The sequence below is a fragment of the Candidatus Curculioniphilus buchneri endosymbiont of Curculio glandium genome (assembly GCF_964275155.1).
GTDB lineage: Bacteria > Pseudomonadota > Gammaproteobacteria > Enterobacterales > Enterobacteriaceae > Curculioniphilus > Curculioniphilus buchneri.
This window is the reverse complement of sequence record NZ_OZ193413.1, coordinates 149247-170648: the sequence shown is the minus strand read 5'-3', so window position 1 is coordinate 170648 and position 21402 is coordinate 149247. Positions and strand designations below refer to the sequence as shown.

Genomic DNA, 21402 nt, shown 5'->3' with positions numbered 1-21402 from the left:
TCCTTATGCTAAACGTGGGTTTATTTTGTAAGAATCGATACCAAATTTTTTAATGGCTTTTTCCACCACATCAAAACTGATATCGCCACATTTAGCTAATACGTCTAATGCTGCCACTACTATAAAATTTGAATCAACTTCAAAATGGTGGCGAAGATTTTCGCGACTATCAGAACAACCAAAACCATCAGTTCCTAATACTCGAAATGCTTTCGCTGGAATGTAACCACGGATCTGTTCAGCAAATAACTTCATATAATCAGTGGCTGCTACTGCTGGTGCGTTATTTAATATAGTGGTCACATATGGTACTCGTGGTTTTTCTTGTGGATGTAACATGTTCCAGCGTTCACAATCTTGGCCATCACGCGCTAGTTCTGTAAATGATGTTACACTATAGACATCAGAACCTACTTCATACTCTTGAACAAGAATGTGTGCTGCTTTACGTACATGACGTAAAATTGCACCGGAACCCATCAATTGTACTGTACCTTGACAACCATTTAAGGTTTCTAACTTATAAATTCCCTTTCGAATACCATTCTCCACATTTTTTGGCATGGCAGGCATGTAATAGTTTTCGTTTACAGTGGTTATATAGTAATAAATATTGCTTGGATTATTACCGTACATTCGATGCAGTCCATCGTGTATGATAATTGCTACTTCATAGGCATACGCTGGATCATAGGAGATGCAGTTCGGAATAGTCAATGATTGAATGTGACTATGACCATCTTCATGTTGTAACCCTTCTCCATTTAAAGTAGTGCGCCCTGAAGTGCCGCCTATTAGAAAACCACGAGCTTGTTGATCACCAGCTGCCCAGCATAAATCACCAATTCGTTGAAAACCAAACATAGAATAGTATATATAGAATGGAATCATTGGAAAATCATTTGTACTATAAGAAGTTGCAGCTGCAAGCCAAGATGCAAAAGCACCTAATTCATTAATACCTTCTTGTAGAATTTGACCATTTTTATTTTCACGATAATAAGCCATTAGTTCATGGTCTTGTGGGGTATACTGTTGTCCATTCGGACTGTAAATACCTATCTTACGAAAAAGACCTTCCATACCAAAAGTACGAGCTTCATCAGCAATAATTGGAACCAGACGATTTTTAATCGTATTATTTTTTAATATTAAGTTAAATACGCGTACAAAAGCGATAGTGGTAGAACTTTCTTTTTTCTGTGCTTCAAACAATGATGAAAAATCTTCTAAAATAGGTAGTATCATCGGATTTGAAAAATCTTTTAAACGGTTGGGTAGATAGCCAAATAATGCTTTTCGACGTGCGTGCAAATAGGTATGTTCTTCAGAATTTTTATCAAATTTAATGTAGGGCAACGATGCAATTTTATCATCGGTAATAGTTTTAAGATTAAAACGATCGCGAAAATAACGAATACCTTCTGTGTTTATTTTTTTCACTTGATGTGCAATATTCATTCCTTCCGCAATTATGCCCATACCATAACCTTTAATTGTATGTGCTAAAATTACCGTAGGTTTTCCAATAATTTTTTTTGCTTTTTTTAAAGCAGCATAAATTTTTTTTGGATCATGTCCGCCTCGATTGAGCATCCAAATTTCTTCATCACTCATATCTTGCACTAATTTAGCAGTTTCCGGATATTTTCCAAAAAAATGTTTTCGAACATAAGCACCATTCTTTGATTTGAAAGTCTGATAGTCTCCATCGACAGTTTCATTCATTAACTGAATCAGTTTTCCACTAGTATCTTTACAAAGCAGCTTATCCCAGCGACTGCCCCAGATAACTTTGATCACTTCCCACCCAGCGCCTCTGAATATGCCTGTTAGTTCATTTATGATTTTTCCATTACCGATAACAGGGCCATCTAAACGTTGTAAGTTACAATTAATGATAAACACAAGATTGTCTAGCTTTTCACGAGCTGCTATTGTGATAGCACCCTTGGATTCCGGTTCATCCATTTCACCATCACCTAAGAAAGCATAAACAGTTTGATTACTAGTATCTTTTAGAGAACGATGGTTGAGATATTTCAAAAATTTTGCTTGATAAATAGCACTAATTGGGCCTAAACCCATAGAGACTGTTGGGAATTGCCAAAATTCTGGCATTAGTTTCGGATGAGGATAAGACGATAATCCATTTCCGTATACTTCTTGACGAAAGTTATTCATTTGATCTTCGGTCAATCGATCTTCAAGGAAAGCTCGGGAATAAATACCGGGTGAAATATGTCCTTGGAAATATACTAAATCGCCACCATCTTTATCATTATGTGCTCTAAAAAAATGATTGAAACAAACTTCATATATTGTAGCGGAAGACTGAAAAGATGAAATATGTCCGCCCAGCTCCAAACCTTTTTTCGATGCATATAGTACAATCATGATTGAATTCCAGCGTATAGCTGAACGAATACGTCGTTCTATGTCTAGATTACCTGGATATTCGGGCTCTTCTTCTATTGAAATCGTATTGATATAATCATTTTCAAAATTGTTATCAGTTATCTTAATGCCCCAACTTTGAGCCACTTTAACTACCTGATCTATCAGAAATTGTGCACGTTCAATACCCTCTTCACGAACGACTGATTCAATCGCTTGCATCCAATCGCGTGTTTCGTTTGGATCCACGTCGTACAAAGATTTTGACACAATGATGTTTCCTTTCTATATCTATCTTGATCGATCTTAATTTATTTTTTATTAATTCAATTAAAGCTTAATTTTCTACAGTCCATTATTGCAATTAAATCAAAAGGAATTTTATCTATTATTTTTTCTACTAAGCGAAGAAGCATTGTAGAAAATTAAAATTTTACATTTTTAAATGTAGCAATATGATTGTGCTTATTCGTTACACTGTAAGATAAAATTCCATGCGATATTTCTACTATCAACTTTACATTGAAATTGAATTTCATATACTTATGTGGACAAATATAATTTTGTTTATTAATCTCAGTACTGAGATACTTGATTGAAGTATTATTTGATATAAAAAATTATGTAAGATACGTATTATATATATTCTCAATATTGATTGTGTACATTTTAAAAATTATAAAAATCATAAAACTACATTGTAAACTATTTTAATTATGATAATTTAATTACCTAAACAGTATTATTCATTACTACATAAAATTATTGCTTTTTTTAAAAAATTTGTATCTCTTTTAATATTGAAACTATCCTGCTTGCTATAAAGACAATATTGCATTTCATATTAAATATAAATCCATTGAAGAATAATAGTGATAGTGAAGCATCAAGTCATCATCAGAATAAAAATATGGCATTTATTGAATGTAACTATTATAATATTAGAGACAAGATAATAATGTAACGTCCTAAACTAAGAAATACAATGGTTAATAAAAGGTAGTTTATTATTAGTACTTTGATTAAAATTGACAAACATTGTTTAAGTAAAACATTATTAATGAGTCAAATTTTCAGAAATGAAAAGGATAAAATACGATTTATCAAGAATTTTTATCCCTGTCTTTACTTCTTATGTAAATTAGATAACACGATAAATGAGATAGTTTATTAAAAATCTTGAGAATATCAAACATAGGATCCAATTCATTCACTGAAACTATTTTAATTATTTTAATTGAAACGATAAAAAAATAATTAGATGTGTTCCAAGAATTATTTTAATTTGAATTTTAAAAAATTGAAAATTCAATAAAATAATAAGATGATTAGAAATCGAGTCTTTTAAAACACTAAAACATTATTAACAAATAATCATTAAAATTCTAATGTAGAGTACTTTTCTAAACGTTAAACTTTCTTGTTTGATCGAAGTAAAAATCTTAGTATACAATCCAACCATAGTCCGGTAATACTCTGTAAAATGACTTGCCCTCTATTACAACATTACTATATGCATAAGAATGCATAAGCTATACTTTATAACCTTATTATTTCGACGTGAAAATATGATGTAATATGATGTAAATAGAAAAAACTTATTATAATTGTTACGCAGATAATCGACGACTTAATTTAATGTTAAAAAGTTTAATAATTAAACAAATTAGAGTTTTAATTACCATGCATGTCGCTAATAAAATTATCTACATGTCATTCTTAATGTAAAAAATATATAACTTTCCATAAACTTCGGTATGTTTTTGATGACTCGATAAGAGCTATTACAATGTAATAGACAATCTATCGGTTGAGTTTCAAAAAGTAAGAACAATGCAAGTATGATTGATCTTAACTATTCAAAATATTATTTTTAGTAATTTATGAAAATCAATCCATTACCGAAGCGATGGAGAAAATTATTACTATGTCCGTTGGCCACTCCTATTTAAAACAAATGCCATCTTACTTTAATTGCTAATTTTAATATATCAATATCGGTATGCACGTACTATTTAATTTCTATACGTCGTGGTTTTAATGTTTCTGGAACAATACGTTCCAAATTAATAGATAACAGCCCATTTTCTAAATGCACATCTTTAATTTGAATATATTCAGCTAATTGAAATTTTCGTTCAAAATTACGTTCAGTAATACCTTGGTATAAATAATTTCGCTCTCTTTTTTCATTGATATGTTTACCTTTTACTATCAAGAGATTATCATGAGCAGTAATTTCCAATTCATTTTCTGAAAAACCAGCCACTGAAATGGAAATACGGTACTTATTTTCACTAACTAATTCAACATTATAAGATGGATAACTACCATTAACTTGGCCTTGATTAGTTTCTAATAGCCGAACTAAGCGATCAAATCCAATAGCTGAACGATATAATGGTGAAAAATCAAAATTACTCATATCTTTAGCACCTCTAAAATTAATAAAATATAAATAAATCCCCTGTTGAATATTTTAATTACTAAAACATCTTATGATACATCCATTTCACATTACGTGATATTTAGTACATAAATCAATTCTTTTGATTTTATAAACAAGGTAAATATTAAGACTTAAATCGAAACTGATGTCAACTTTCATCTATGTGTCACGGATCAAATTTTAACATCTTTATTCCAAATAATATATATTAATATTATCATAGTATTTATGTTTTTAAAAACTTTTTTCAAGCGTGATTAATATTAACTTTATCAATCTATCTTATTTCTTATTAAAGACATAGATCATTTAGTTCTTATCCTACATAAGAAAATTTGACAACATATACGACCATAAAATATGTAATGATCTTAATTTTTAAGTTCACATTTACCTACTCAAGATCAATAATATACGCAAATATTTTACATTTATGTGTAAAATTAATGACAATAAACCGTCAATTTTTACAAAAATCTTCGATATGTTCTTTTTTTACATTGGAGCATGTTGTTATTATTTATTCCTGATATCTAAATTTTTTAAAAAAATGAAACTGAAAACTAGATGATAATATCATAAATTATGATAGATTAAACTAATGTGTAGTTAAAATATAATCATTTCAATCATTATGCCGTACATTATACTTACATGATATTATACGATGCAGTATATTTCATCAAATTAATATTTATATTAAATGATATATCAAACATACATTTTTTGATAACCGTATTTTATGTAATAGCACGGTTTCTTTAAGCTCATTCTATTCTTAGAACTAACTCTCAATATGTTATGTTACATAGAATTAGGAATGTAGATATGATAATAATTTTATTGAAGTTAATGTATAAAATAATATAACTGCTAAAGTTATATGTTATTTAAGATGATTTTATCGTACATAAATACACATTAATTCAATTTACAAATACACAATAAAATTATCAATAAAGTTAACTATTGAGTGATGCCTATGAAAAAAATACAATGTCAATTATATAACTATATTTATAGTAGTGAAATGCATTGCATACATGATTTGAAGGAACATAAAAAAACTAAATTTTTCCTATATACTACGGCTGTCTTTTTAAACTATATAACCTACTATCATAATATAGTATATGCGTATATAAAATATCAATAAAACAATAGTATGAAATACAAAGTATTAAGTATTGATTGTTAAATATAACTATTTAATGATGAGTGCAAGAGAAATTATTGAATGTTATGCAATGAATAATATTTAGTGAATGGTCAATGTGGTCTATTTGTACTAGATTGTAGATCTAAAGATCTATAAGTTTTAGTGTTATTCTTCATTACAAACATACGGGAAAAGTTGATTGATTTTCTAGCTTGTTTCCTTTTTTTTACGAAAAGTTTTCATAGTAGAATTATAGCATTTATTTTTCTTTGTTTTCTTTTGGAAGATAAGGTGTATGTATCGAATGATAATAATGAACGTCCATCTGTTGATGCGACATGCCGATATTGTTTTGATCTAACACTACTTTAACTTTTTCCAATAAATCAAAGATAACTTGTTGTTTTTCGCTACGCGGTACCCAAGCACGTACAATAAAATCCATCGAAGATGAACATAATGCGTTTAAACGTACAGTAATTCCCATTTTTTGAATGATCCGATTATCAGCGATCATAACATCAGTGATTAATTTCTTTACTTGTTCGATATCAGCGTTATAGCTCACACTAATAGTAGTATTGATTAAGCTGTTCGGTTCTTGAGAAAAGTTAGTGATGTTTCCAGATAAAATTTTGCTATTAGGCACCACTATAATTTTTCCATCATACGTCTTTAGTGTAGTAGAAAAAATATGCACTACTAATACAGTTCCGGATGTGCCACTAAAATCTACATAATCACCAGCATGAAAATGACGGAATATTACTAATAAAACACCCGCTGAAAAATTTGCAAGAAATCCTTGCAGAGCAAGACCGATAGCTAAACCAGCAGCACCAATAACAGCAATAACCGAAGCAGTTTGGACTCCTACTTGATTAAGAGCAGCGACAAAAGTAAAGATTAAAATACCATAATACACTATTGATGATATAAAATCAGAGATTGTTGCATCTACATACCGTGCTTTCATCATTCTGTTCAGAACACGGTCAATCCCTCTAGAGACCATAATACCGATCAATACAATTAGGATAGCAGCAACAATATTTATAACATATTGAATCAGTAAGTCTTGATTATTTAGTATCCAGCTGCTAGCTAAATGCATTTTATTAATAGCATATATAGGTTCCATTTGAGATATCACTTTAATAAATATAGTACGAAGATTGCTCGATCTGACAATAATAGTAAATAGTTGAGTTCATGTTACTTATAGTTGATATTACATACATATCAATATGCATATTGATGAAATTTATATAGTTTATCCACATTGTAATAAACATAAAAAGATTATTTTAAACAATGAGATCTATAGCTACTATATTGATGTGTAATAAGACTCTGTCTTAAATTAACATAATTTTGCCTACCTAAAACAAGTAATAACATTATTTTATGACAAAAATTGGCCCGTTATAATAGTCATATTAAGAATTTAATTAACACTTATGCCAAAGATATGAACGTTAGTAACAATAACTAATATTCAAGTACTATATTAAAGTACGTTGATAGCATTTAATTTCTGAAAATCTTGTTCTAAACGCGCTATTATTGAGATTTGATTGGCTCGTATCCAAGCACGGGGATCATAAAACTTTTTATTAGGCATATTAGCACCTTCTGGATTTCCTAATTGGGTATGTAAATAATTTTTGTTTTTTTTGTAATATGTTAAAATTCCTTCCCAAGTTGCCCATTGGATATCTGTATCAATATTTATTTTAACAACTCCGTAGTTGATAGCCTCTTTAATTTCTTCTAGAGCAGAGCCAGAGCCGCCATGAAAAACTAAGTTCAATGATTTTTTTGGCAAGGTGAATTGTTCAGATACATATTTCTGAGAGCTATCGAGAATTTTTGGAATTAATTTTACATTACCAGACTGATATACACCGTGAACATTACCAAAAGATGCTGCGATGATAAAACGTGGACTAATCGCATTAAGTTTTTCATAGGCATAAGCTACATCTTCTGGCTGAGTATATAATGCAGAATTACTTAGATTTTGATTATCTACTCCATCTTCTTCTCCACCAGTACAACCCAACTCAATTTCTAGTGTCATGTTTAATTTTGCCATGCGTGTTAAATAATCAGAACTAACTTTAATATTTTCTTCTAAGGGTTCTGCAGACAAATCGATCATATGAGAAGAAAACAAAATCTTACCAGTAGAAGAAAAATATTCTTCTTCGGCATCTAGTAATCCATCAATCCACGGTTGAAATTTTTTAGAACAATGGTCCGTATGCAAAATGACAGGAATACCATAATGTTTTGCTACATTATGAACATGTAATGCCCCAGAAATGGCACCAAGCACTGAGGCTATTTGACCTTTAGTTCTTAAACCCTTCCCTGCAATAAATTCAGATCCACCATGAGAAAATTGTATGATAATTGGTGCGCGTACTTTGGCTGCAGTTTCTAATGCAGCGTTGATAGAATCAGTTCCTACACAGTTGACGGCAGGTAAGGCGAAATTATTTTCTTTTGCAATAGAAAAAATCGTTTGGACATCATCACCGACAGCAACACCTGCTTTAACAAACTTTAAAAGTTTAGACATATTATGTTGTATCCTTTTTGTAGATCGTTATATAGACTTATGAAATGCGTCTATTAACTAAATATTGTACCGTTTTTCATGTTTCTCCAACATGGTCATAACTGGTAATATGTTACCTGCAGCAAATTCAAGAAAAGCACCTCCACCGGTAGAGATATAAGAGATTTTATCGGAAAGTCCAAACATATCGATAGCGGCTAAGGTATCTCCACCACCAGCAATTGAAAGAGCACTACTTTCTGAAATAGTACGAGCTAACACTGCAGTTCCTTGACGAAAATTAGTAAATTCGAATACACCAACTGGACCATTCCATAAAATAGTTTTAGCCCTTTTTAAAATTTTAACCAAGCTAATGATAAAGTTATCACCTAAATCAAGAATTTGTTCATTATCTTGAATATTTTGTACTAATTTTTGTGTGGCAGTTGCAGTGGGAGAAAATTCAGTAGCGACACGTACATGAGTTGGTATAGGAATATTATTTCTTTTTAATAAATGATTAATTTTTGGAATTAAATCATTTTCATATAAAGATTGACCAACATTATTTCCTTGTGCCGCAATAAAGGTATTGGCGATACCTCCCCCTAAAATAAGGGTGTCGGCAATCTTAGATAGTGCATTTAACACTTTCCACTTAGTGGAAACTTTTGAACCACCAATAATGGCAACCATGGGACGGACTGGATTATGAAGTACGTTGCTTAATATTTCTAATTCTTTGCATAATAATAGACCTGCGCAAGCAATAGGAGTAAAATTACCTATATTGTGAGTTGAAGCTTGAGCACGATGTGATGTACCGAATGCATCCATCACAAATATATCGCATAAAGCGGCATATTTTTGAGCTAGTATTTCATCATCTTGTTTTTCGCCTTTATTAAAACGTACATTTTCTAACACTACCAGTTCACCATCAGAAACATCTACACCATCTAAATAATATTTGGCTAATCGAATTGGATTAGGTAACTTTTTTTTCAGATAATCTACAATTGGTTTTAATGAAAATTCATCGTTGTATACCCCTTCAGTTGGACGCCCAAGATGTGAAGTTACCATGACTCGTGCTTTTTGTTTTAATGCAATCTGAATTGTAGGTAAAGAAGCGTGAATTCGCGCATTAGAAGTAATTTTACCATCTACGATCGGGACATTAAGATCGGAACGAATAAAGACACGTTTCCCTGATAAATTCAAATCAGTCATTTTAATGAATGACATAGGAAAATCCTCTTATTTTATGATTTTTCATTTTGTAAAAAGCAAAAAAATGTATTTTTAGCAAATTAGTTATGATTGTGAAAATTTATTGATTTCACCGTGAGTAGGTATAAAATAAAGTTAAAAAACACCATGTATCATGGCACAAACTTATACATATCAACTATCATCAGAAATGATTATCTATATACATGATGGTAAAAATATCACTTGTTTTTTGAAATCAATCATAGCATTAAATTATTAAATTATACTTAGATTTTTTTAATCAAATAAAGTAAAGGTATATAACCATATTAATGTAATTGATATTGATATCAAACTATTATAGATATAATAGTGCATTAAAATATTAATCAACTATATGCATTACATATGACAACAATTGTATATCTTTACTTTTTTAAAATGAACAATTGATTGTTTCTTGATATAAAGAAGCGCTATACTGACGATCGGCTATAATAATATTCAAAGAGTTTTAAAAAGGATAAATTATGACTGTAATTAAACTAGTTATAATGCGTCACGGTGAAAGCCAATGGAATCATGAAAATCGTTTTACTGGTTGGACTGATATAGATTTATCTGATAAAGGTTGTGCAGAAGCAAGGCAAGCAGGTTGTTTACTTAAAAAAGAAGGATATCTATTTGATGTTTCTTACACGTCAGTACTTAAACGTGCTATCCGCACTGCTTGGAACGTTTTGGATGAACTTGATCAAATTTGGTTACCGATAGAAAAATCTTGGCGTTTAAATGAACGTCACTATGGTGCTCTTCAGGGATTAAAGAAATCTGAAGTAGCCAAAAAATATGGTGACGAACAAGTAAAACAATGGCGTCGCAGCTTTTCTAAAACTCCTCCACCCTTAACTCAAGATGACAAACGTTTTCCAGGTTATGATGCCCGCTACGCTCATTTAAATCCTCAAGAATTACCAACCACAGAAAGCTTAGCCTTAACTATGAAGCGTGTCCTTCCCTATTGGAATAAAATAATATTTCCTCGTATAGTAAACGGTGAACGAGTTATTGTCATTGCCCATGGTAATTCCATTCGATCTATGGTAAAATTTCTTGATGCTTTAAGTGAAGAAGAAATCTTAGAAATAAACATTCCAACTGGTATACCGTTGGTATATGAATTTAATGATAAGATGCAGCCGATTGCGCACTATTATCTTGGTAATTCTACCAGAGTTACTCTCTGATAAATATTATTAAGAATTAAATTCTAGCACTACAAGCATAATTTTATTATGTTTTGTTTTAACAAAGCTTATAGTAACATCTTGATTAATTGTTTCTTGATGAATATCATTTTTCTTATTTACCAATGTACTGTGAATAATATCCATTATTAATATTTAAAATTAATACGAAAGGTGAAAATTTTCACATATTATTATCAAGTAATAATACTAACTGCATTGATTCCATATTTTAGTACATAAATTTCATTTACTTTATTAAGTTAATTTCATCTAAATAACATAATTAAGACTTATTAGATTTATTTAATCCGTATCTAGCTAGTTTTATATATTTTTTAGATTTATACGATATTATTTTCAATATCCAATTACATGACGATCTTCCAATAAGTCAATGAGATACATGCATTATACATAATTAAACTTTTATTAATTTATATATAGGTATATTATTACACAACGGGTGTAATTTTATTACATGACAATATGCAGAGCATATTGTCATATCTACTTGTTGCTTGATTGGTTGCCTGATTGGATTCGTTTTAAATAAATCAAATGTGTTTATCAATAAATTTAAAACTAGTAAAATGTGAATTTTTTATTCTATGCATTATGGAATATAATACATTATTGCAGCACTGCTGCGATATATTATCAACAACAAACTCAATTTTATTTATGTTTATTTATGGCTTTTTATGTTTCTATTATGCATCCCAGCAGCTTCACGTAATAAATGAGCCTTACTAATTTTTTCCCATGGAAAATGCTCACGGCCAAAATGTCCGTAGACAGATGTTTCACGGTAGATTGGTTGCAGTAGATCCATCATGGTAATGAGTCCATAAGGACAAAGGTTAAAAAATTCACTTATTAAAACCATTAACTTATCGATCAATATTTTCTCGGTACCAAAAGTCTCTATCATGGTAGAAATCGGTTCTGCTATGCCTATGGCATAGGCAATTTGGATCTCACAACGATCAGCTAAACCAGCAGCAACAATATTTTTAGCTATATAACGTGCTGCATAAGCAGCTGATCGATCAACTTTGGATGGATCTTTACCAGAAAAAGCCCCTCCGCCATGTCGAGCCATACCACCATAGGTATCAACAATAATCTTACGACCGGTTAATCCGCAATCACCCATTGGGCCACCGATAACGAATCGACCAGTAGGATTAATAAAATATTTTGTTTTTTTAGAAAGCCATGCTTTGGGTAAAGTTGGCTTTATAATTTCTTCCATTACTGCTTCTTTTAATTGAGGTAACGAAATATCTTCTGCATGTTGCGTAGATAGTATAACAGCATCGATACCTATGATCTCATCGTTATCATAGGAAAAAGTAACTTGGCTTTTAGCGTCAGGACGTAACCACGGCAAAGTACCATCCTTACGGACTTTAGATTGACGTGCGACTAAACGATGGGCATAGATTATTGGTGCAGGCATTAACACATCAGTTTCATTAGTTGCATAGCCAAAAATGATACCTTGATCACCTGCTCCTTGTTCTGTCGGATTTATTCGATCTACACCTTGATTAATATCTGGAGATTGTTTTCCTATAGTACTTAGGACTGCGCAAGAATCAGCATCAAAACCCATGTCAGAATGGACATAACCAATTTCACGAATAGTATTACGTGTTAATGCATCAATATTTACCCAAGCGCTGGTAGTAATTTCGCCGCCTACTATGACCATTCCTGTTTTTACATAAGTTTCACAAGCAACACGTGCCTTAAGATCCTGAGACAAAATAGCATCTAACACGGCATCTGAAATTTGATCTGCAATTTTATCAGGATGACCTTCTGAAACAGATTCAGATGTAAATATACGTCTAGTCATGTTTTTTCTAGTATTGAATACGATTTTTATTAAAATGATTGAATAGTTTTAAAATAGGACATTTAAAATAACATATAACTTGAATTAACTTGAATACGTTATGTTAATAAGAGACTAGCACTAAAAAAGTCAAATAACAATACAAAGATATATTTTTAATAGTTATTAAAGCATTTTTTAATTGTTTATATTTGATTTTGTAAAAAAGTATTCATATTACAAAATGTTTATGATGTTAGTACTGGAGAATTTATATTGTTGTATCTATATTTTAATTCTAACTAACTAGTATAGTTATTCATGTAAAGTACAATATATAGAAAATGAAACAAAAGAATAAAAAGTTTAGTAACATACTAGTATTAATGCCACAACAAGTATTTTTTAAATAACATGGATAGCTACTTTTCATTATAACGTGACGAAATATAATTTCGATTCATTGTCTTTTTTATCTTAATATGGTACCTATTCCATAGGTTTTATGTATTACTTCATATTAAGCATTTCATGAATTAAATTGATTCATCTCAAATGAGATTTGGTTATCGTATTGATGGTAAATAATTAGTAGATTAGTTATTTATATTGCATTACTATTTTATGTCTTATTTAAATTTTCTATTTTAAAAATTTATACAACACTTTATATTACTCTTATTACAAAAAGTAGATTTGTTCAAAATGAGCATTTAAATATATTTATAATTTTTAGTTGATTAGAAGATTCATTTTAAAAAAATATAATTTTGATTTAGTAAAACTAAATCATCGAATTTTCTATTATTAGTTAGCAATAATTTTTTTAAAAATTCTAAATTAATTTAAATACGCATATGCATGAATGTAAAATGAAATACTTATGATTAATGTACATTTGATAAATGCATAGGAATGTGAATTTTTTTATAAGAATGTTATTAGGTTATACTAGATTAGCCATTTTTTTGATTAATTAAATTATATATTTTAATTAAGATAGTGCCACTATTAAGATAGTGCCTATATAAAAATATATATTAATATTTTATGAATACAAATTAAGTTTACTATTTGAATCATTATTTTCAAATTCAATGCATTCGTGATTTTTGATATATATTCAATTTATCTTTCAGATAAAAATAATTTTTGGATACATAGATTATGGTAAGTTAATATACCAACGAAGCGGTATATAATAATTTCATTTAAACAATAGTGCAATATATGTAGTTACTATTAGCTTTAGATATAGTGAGACTGATATTATTTTAGTAATAACTTTTTTACATTTTATACTGATATTTTTGTATTCTTACTCCAAAAATTTTGGAGTATCACGTTAATGAATACGATATATTTATATTAAAGTTTTAAAAGAATGCAATTTATGTACGAAGTAATATTTTACGTTTGTTTATAACGATAAATTTGAAATAAAATTTAAGTAGTTAGTCTTGATGTTTTGACGATTTTTTAGACATTAGACAAATTAAGTTACTCTTCTAAACAGCTAAATAGATATATGAACATGTAGAACTAGTGTTTAATTTAAAACAATACAACATATTAATTAGATATCATCAGATCAAATCATATTTAATCTCGTAACTGATGATTAATTTTTAAAGTTGGCATACATAATTATATATGTCATATATATTTTTTAAAAATATGTATTCGTAATATTTTATTTTTCATAAAAGATTTCAAGCTAAAATCTTGATATTCATTATTATGATACAGTCACATCACTTTAATATGTAGGTTTTGAATACATAATTTATATCATGTTGCTTATATATATCGAAAACCGCTTTAAACATATATACAATGTATTAAAATATATCATGTGTTTTACCAAAAAATTCTGATTAGGCTATGTATCTCTTATTATATTTAAATTTTTAATTAACAAATTCATCGGTAAAAAATATTAATTATATAATTTAAAATGAAGATTTGTATGAAATTCATTATAATATATACGTATATTTGTTTAAATCATTCAATTTAGTAAAATTACTCTCTAAGTAATATGTTTGCTTAATAATTTTATTAAAATTATCTTAAATTTTAAACCTTTTTTTCGGAAAAAATTGCCACTTTATTTAAAGTACAGTATTTTACTTAACCAATATTGGAATAAGTCTTATTAATAATAATTAATATATCGAACGAAACCACAGACAAAGATATTTCTTCTATCAAAAATGATAGCCTTTTCAAATTTAAAATTGCAATCAATCTTCTGTACATTAAAATATAATACAATATTAAGGACATATTAATGGGATTAACATTAGCTTAGATAAGATTACTTATAGATAATATTTAAACTATTACACTACGAATGATTTTTATCTAATGTTTTACATTGCAATGCATCATGTAATATGAATATCTAATTTTAGATAAGTACAATATTTACTTCGAGGCTACTTTGAATAAAATACCAGTTGGTTTGTTAAATATATTATCTTTTTTGTATTGCATATAATTCAAAATGCATAAAAAGCATTTAAAAATAAAACCATTGATTATCAATCATATGACATTTTACATCAGGATAAAGTACTGAATATATCTTAATTTACAATAGTAAATCAACACTGATGTAATCAGCCTAGAAGAGGTTAACATAGCATCAATTAAATATTTAGCGGGAATGTATGGAAAATATTCTAAGGTATGTAATTTAGATTATTAAATATTAAAAAACTTCAATATTACAGCTTTTCTAAAATGAAGAAAAGTAGTCTAATAATAGATAACTTAAATAAATAACTTTTAAGTTTATATTCAATAGTGTGATTTCTACACACTATGTTCGTCATCAGGGTAATACATTCTGACAGAATTAGTAGTTTTATTTTAGTAAAAAGATGCTTAATCTTTATTAAAATTAATTAAGAAACATTGTGTGTTTAAATTAATTTGAAATTAACAATAATAATTTATTATTCAGTGTTACATTATTTTATTTAAACCAGTATTTAAATAAATGGATCGAAATGAAGACAAAACACTGAAGAATTAGTATTCTGTGCTATTAAAGTAATTTATTAAATATTGCCTTATGTAATAGCATAAGGCTATCGTTAATTATTAATCCATTAAAAACGAAGTCCGTAAAAGAGCTGTACCATTACTACAACATCAGTACATGTGTAGTAACATTTATCTTTTAAATAATAATGATATACTTCATCATACGTAATAATTTTATACATATAAGATCCAATTTAATAACATGATAGTGGAAAAAAACTGGATTAATTTATCCATCAATCATATCTAATGAATTGACATATGGTTCTTTGATAAAAATAAAGATGTAATAAAAGCGTTTTATATGATAATTAATCGGTCACATTAATCATTAATTACAGATGCAAATATTGCTGATAATCACATGTCAACAGATAATAAAAAATATGTGTTCTTTTCTTTGTAATACTATTACATACTATATAATAATAATCTTTTAATTTTCAGTAACAAAATGAAAATTTGTACTATTCTGATATATCTTATTAATAAGATCATTTAAAAATTTTAACGCACTATTCTAAGAAATCGAAACAATTAAAGACCATTGAAGAATTTTCTAGTAATACGTCGTATCACTTAAAAAGTGTTTAATGTGTTATTTCATTATATAGTCCGTTGTAAATATTTTCTTTCTAAAGATTATCAAGATACAGTACTGTTCATAATTTTACTTTCTTAAACCTTTTAAGTCTTAGAGAAAATAAAAAACTATTCTGTGTACATAAAATGATATCTATTTATTTTGAGATATTTTAATGAATGATTAATCAAAAATAATATTTATTAAACAATCTATCACAATGATATTGTAATTGATGGAAATTATGGATGCATGTTAATCATTGTAGTTATGCTAACCTTAGAATTATTGAAATTTTTCTACTTATTATATTGAAAATTTAAATAATAACATCTTTTATGCGGGGTAATATTGAAAATTGTGCGGTGTAATTTGATATGATGAAATATAATTCAGCAATACCATAAAAATAAATATAAGTTAAATAATTATAAAGGGATCCTGATGAGGAACAGTAGTGTAGCGTTGAAGCTTCTAAATACTTTTGCTATTGACGTAAGAGCACGCAGTATAGTTACAGCGCATTCTGAATCAGAATTGCTAAAACTTTGGTGGAAAGCTTCAGAAAGAAACCAACCAATTTTAGTACTTGGAGGCGGAAGTAACGTATTATTTCTAGAAAATTATTTAGGTACTGTTTTATTAAATCGTATCAATGGAATCAAAATTAGTGAAGACACAGAAGCTTGGTATGTACATGTTAATGCAGGAGAAATTTGGCATAATCTTGTAAATATTTGCCTCGATCGACGCATGCCTGGTTTAGAAAACTTAGCTATGATACCAGGTTACGTAGGTTCTGCGCCTATTCAGAATATAGGCGCTTACGGTGTTGAATTAAAACAAGTATGTGAATATGTTGATATTATCCAGTTGGAAACTGGCACAAAAATTAGATTGAGTGCAGTAGATTGCCAGTTTGGTTATCGTGAAAGCATATTCAAACACGACTTACGTGAACACAATGTTATTGTTTCAGTTTGCCTCCGTCTTACTAAAGACTGGAAACCAGTATTAAATTATGGTGATTTAACTCGTTTTAATGCACAACAGGTTACGCCTCGACAAATTTACGAAATGGTTTGCAAGATGCGACGCAATAAATTACCTGATCCTACTTTAGTCGGCAATGCTGGTAGTTTTTTTAAAAATCCTATAATTGATTCGTCTGAAGCGAAAGATCTATTACATCGTTATCCTGATGTTCCTTATTATCCTCAATTAGATGGTAGAGTTAAATTAGCAGCAGGTTGGTTAATCGATCATTGTGGATTAAAAGGATATAAGCTTGGTGGAGCAGCACTTCATGATGAACAAGCATTAATTTTAATTAATACTGGTAAAGCAAATGGAAGCGATATTGTTTCCTTAGCACGTTACATTCGTCGAAAAATTGCGGATCAGTTTTCCATTTGGTTGGAACCAGAAGTGCGTTTTATTTCTGCTTTGGGTGAAGTCGATGCAAAAGGAGTTGTATCATGAAAGATAGTGATATTCTTCTAAAACTAATTCATACATTAGCTAATGATGGTAAATCTTATTCTAATAAACAGTTGTGCAAAGTACTAGAAGGGAAGATACATCATATAGATATTGATAACTATGTCAAAATATTAAAAGATGGTGTAAACATTTTTAATGGATTTAAGAAAGATTATTATCTTGATACACAGTGTCAATGTTTAGATAAAAGGAAAATTCTTACGTACTTATCTCCAAGTAAAAGTCGAGTGACAGTTCTTTCAGTAGTGGATTCTACAAATCAATATTTACTCGAACGCATTAGTTCACTGCGATCAGGAGACGTTTGTACAGCTGAATATCAAATACAAGGAAGGGGTCAACATGATCGCCGATGGATATCGCCGTTCGGTAAAAATATTTGTTTATCTTTTTATTGGCGTTTAGAAAATAGATCAGAAGACATTGTCTGTTTAAGTCTCATGGTTGGTATAGTATTAGCAGAAACATTGCAACGTCTCGGCGCAAAAGATGTGCGTTTAAAGTGGCCTAACGATCTTTACGTAAATGATAAAAAATTGGGTGGAATCTTAGTTGAAATATCCGGTAAAGCACATGATGTCTCACATGTAGTAATTGGTGTTGGGATTAATCTTACCATGCAAAAATCTATGATAGATATCATTGGACCAAATTGGACAACGTTAAGCGAAACAGGCATTATCATTAACCGAAATACACTAATTTCACAATTAATCAATGCATTGCGCCTTGCGCTCCAACAATTTGAATATGAAGGATTTAAAAAATTTATCCACCGCTGGCAAGCACTAGATAATTTTTTTAACCGACCAGTGAAATTATTTATTAATGACCTAGAAATAATTGGAATTGCGCGCGGAATTAATTCTCAAGGTGCTATCTTATTAGAACAACAAAGTAAAATTAATGCTTATTTAGCCAGATCAATATCGTTACGTAGTCTGTGAAACTTACACTATTTTTTGATAAGAACAGTATAGTATTTTTCAAAAAATTAGAGTAATTATACTTCGATTAAGTTCTAATTAATATCCGTAAAAAACTCAGTAAATCATAATTCTTAGTCATGATATTTTGATATAGCATCGATTCTGGTTATGCTTGTAAACATTAATTGTAATGATAAGTACGATTCTAATCAACAAAGACAAATTAGTTAATGTGATTAGAATATTTTTGAAATTCTCCAACTTCAAATTATGATAGTAATATAAATTAATAGTTAATATATCTTCGGCAGAAGTTACATTATCATGCTCATGCAGAAGTCTACAATTTAAGTAAACTTCCTTGCTTATCAATATTCTTGCGCTCTATATATTAGTTGAAAATTAAACATGATTGATTAATTGCCAATCCATATTATGATTGTAATACATATGTCTTATTTTTAATACGTATTCAAAATTTTTCTTATGTAAAACGAACATTTTTAAAATTTTACTGTTAAATGTCAATACATTAATAATGTTTAAAATCTAAAAAACGTAAACAATTTTTTTATTAAAACTACATTTAATGATCTATTAATACCATCAGAATTAAAGTATCTTTTAGACAAAAAGGTTAAAAACGTGTACATTTTCCAAATTATAGCATCTGTGTTAAAGGTTGCATAATTTTTAAAATTTCGTTTATTTTCCATATCAATAGTAGGTGTTGAAATTGTGATACACACAATTGGATGTTGCACTTTTTTACATTGATATAAGATATTGATCACGATTTCAATCGAAAATTACGTCTTTAAAAATTCAAATAGAGAATGTTTACAATTTTCATCAATATTTACTAGATTAATTTGCCTTTTAAAGTATAGAAGTCATTAACTATTGGTCACACTCTTACTTGCAAGAATATTATTAAAATTTTGTTATATTTACAGTATGAGATATAATTAATATTATCGCAGTCTTGTATTATCTAAATAGGCTCTGTATTAAATTCGTATCTACGAAATAATAAATTGTTTACGTAGCCAAACTGTATTTACTACATGACTAGTAGTTTTGCTAAGGATTAAGCTTGCACGTTCACGAGTAGGTAAAATATTTTTATGTAAATTTCGACCATTGATTTTTTTCCATAGCTGTTGTGCTATAACTTTAATTTTTTGTTCACAGAGTTGTGAATAATTATGAAAATAGGAATTAGAATCATGAAATGCATTTCGACAACATTTTAGAAATCGCATGATATACCAATCTTGAAGTAAATCTTCTGATGCATCGAGATAAATAGAAAAATCACTATAGTTGCATATAACGATATGATTAATATCACTTTTACAATCTCGTCCAATTTGTAGTACATTTAATCCTTCTAGGATTAGAATATCAGGTTGAGAAATAACTTTATGTCTTTCAGGAAGAATATCATAATTTAGATGAGAATACACTGGTATGGTCACGTTCGAAGCGCCTGATTTCATTTTGGAAATAAAATTGACTAAGCTGCAAAAATCATACGATTCTGGAAATCCTTTTTTTTGCATTAAATCTTGTTTTTTTAACACGTTATTAGAGTGTAAAAAACTATCTGTTGTCACTAATTCTACTGTACGGTGCTCAGGCCATCGACTAAGTATTGTTTGTAATATACGAGCTGTAGTACTTTTTCCTACTGCTACGCTACCGGCAATTCCTATGATATAGGGAATACGTTGAGATGCTGTATCAAAACATTGATTTAACATGGTCTGTCGGTATAGATTAGAATTGATATAAAAATTAAGTAGACGCGATAATGGAAGATAAATTTCTGATATTTCTTCAAAAGAAAAATCTTCATTAATCATTTTTATTTTTATGATTTCTTCTGCAGTCAAAGTCAATGGCATAGGCATAGCACATTTCAACATAGTCCATTGTGTTCGATTGAATTGAAGATATTTCGTCAAAGGAATATTTATAGCATTAATCATCATGTGAATTAGCTCATTACATATCCTGTTTCTCATTAGTTTGGAGTGTAACGAAAAGAAGAATTAAACACAATTCACTTTATTGTGTAGATGAATTTAGGATTAACTATGAGTGTGTTTTAAAAAAGTTATAAATTTCATGTACTCTGTTATTTGATGGACTTATTAAATTGCTATATATATTATATATATTAAAATTACAGGAAATTTTTCTAAAATTATTTTTTATTAGATAAAAAGTGAATTTTAAATTACATAATAATCCATTATAAATGGTATATTATTTGTAACAAATGTTCGAGTACAATATAAAAGTATAATTTTGTATTTTTTTGTTGCATTTTATCATGCACTATACCTACAATAAGTGATCGTCAACGCCGGCATAGCTTAGTTGGTAGAGCAACTGATTTGTAATCAGTAGGTCGAGGGTTCGATTCCTTCTGCTGGCATAAGT

Annotated in this window: 10 protein-coding genes and 1 tRNA gene; 4 read left to right on the top strand and 7 right to left on the bottom strand. The window is 28.9% G+C overall.

What is annotated here, in order from left to right:
• Positions 1 to 3: 3 nt before the first annotated feature.
• The 5 genes from aceE to ACICP0_RS00475 form a co-directional block, all read right to left on the bottom strand.
• Positions 4 to 2619, bottom strand: a complete 2616-nt coding sequence (aceE, locus tag ACICP0_RS00495; protein ID WP_395480224.1) for a pyruvate dehydrogenase (acetyl-transferring), homodimeric type — start codon at positions 2617 to 2619, stop codon at positions 4 to 6.
• Between the two features lie 1789 nt (positions 2620 to 4408).
• Complete coding sequence (gene ibpA / locus ACICP0_RS00490) at positions 4409 to 4822, bottom strand: small heat shock chaperone IbpA (RefSeq protein WP_395480013.1); 414 nt, start codon at positions 4820 to 4822, stop codon at positions 4409 to 4411.
• Positions 4823 to 6264: 1442 nt separating this feature from the next.
• Complete coding sequence (mscS, locus tag ACICP0_RS00485) at positions 6265 to 7146, bottom strand: small-conductance mechanosensitive channel MscS (protein WP_395480012.1); 882 nt, start codon at positions 7144 to 7146, stop codon at positions 6265 to 6267.
• A 369-nt stretch (positions 7147 to 7515) separates the two neighbouring features.
• On the bottom strand, positions 7516 to 8592 hold the full coding sequence (gene fbaA / locus ACICP0_RS00480) for a class II fructose-bisphosphate aldolase (protein ID WP_395480011.1): 1077 nt from the start codon (positions 8590 to 8592) through the stop codon (positions 7516 to 7518).
• 57 nt (positions 8593 to 8649) lie between these two features.
• Entirely contained in the window at positions 8650 to 9822 is a 1173-nt protein-coding gene (locus tag ACICP0_RS00475; RefSeq protein ID WP_395480010.1) for a phosphoglycerate kinase, read from the bottom strand.
• 497 nt (positions 9823 to 10319) lie between these two features.
• Here ACICP0_RS00475 and gpmA point away from each other — a divergent pair, with 497 nt between their 5' ends.
• On the top strand, positions 10320 to 11036 hold the full coding sequence (gpmA, locus tag ACICP0_RS00470) for a 2,3-diphosphoglycerate-dependent phosphoglycerate mutase (protein WP_395480009.1): 717 nt from the start codon (positions 10320 to 10322) through the stop codon (positions 11034 to 11036).
• Between the two features lie 688 nt (positions 11037 to 11724).
• Here gpmA and metK read toward each other — a convergent pair.
• Positions 11725 to 12903 carry a methionine adenosyltransferase gene (gene metK / locus ACICP0_RS00465; RefSeq protein ID WP_395480008.1) on the bottom strand — a complete coding sequence of 393 codons (1179 nt, stop codon included), beginning with the start codon at positions 12901 to 12903 and terminating at the stop codon, positions 11725 to 11727.
• A gap of 4060 nt (positions 12904 to 16963) precedes the next feature.
• Between metK and murB the strand changes: the two genes are divergently transcribed.
• Positions 16964 to 18001: a UDP-N-acetylmuramate dehydrogenase gene (gene murB / locus ACICP0_RS00460; RefSeq protein WP_395480007.1), complete on the top strand. Its 1038-nt coding sequence runs from the start codon at positions 16964 to 16966 to the stop codon at positions 17999 to 18001.
• The gene (gene birA / locus ACICP0_RS00455) at positions 17998 to 18969 is read left to right on the top strand and encodes a bifunctional biotin--[acetyl-CoA-carboxylase] ligase/biotin operon repressor BirA (protein WP_395480006.1); all 972 of its coding nucleotides are present in this window, start codon (positions 17998 to 18000) and stop codon (positions 18967 to 18969) included. The genes murB and birA overlap by 4 nt, the downstream gene beginning before the upstream one ends.
• 1004 nt (positions 18970 to 19973) lie before the next feature.
• On the opposite strand, the gene coaA is transcribed toward birA, so the two are convergent.
• The gene (coaA, locus tag ACICP0_RS00450; protein WP_395480223.1) at positions 19974 to 20945 is read right to left on the bottom strand and encodes a type I pantothenate kinase; all 972 of its coding nucleotides are present in this window, start codon (positions 20943 to 20945) and stop codon (positions 19974 to 19976) included.
• Positions 20946 to 21324: 379 nt separating this feature from the next.
• Between coaA and ACICP0_RS00445 the strand changes: the two genes are divergently transcribed.
• Positions 21325 to 21397, top strand: a tRNA-Thr gene (locus tag ACICP0_RS00445).
• Positions 21398 to 21402 lie beyond the last annotated feature (5 nt).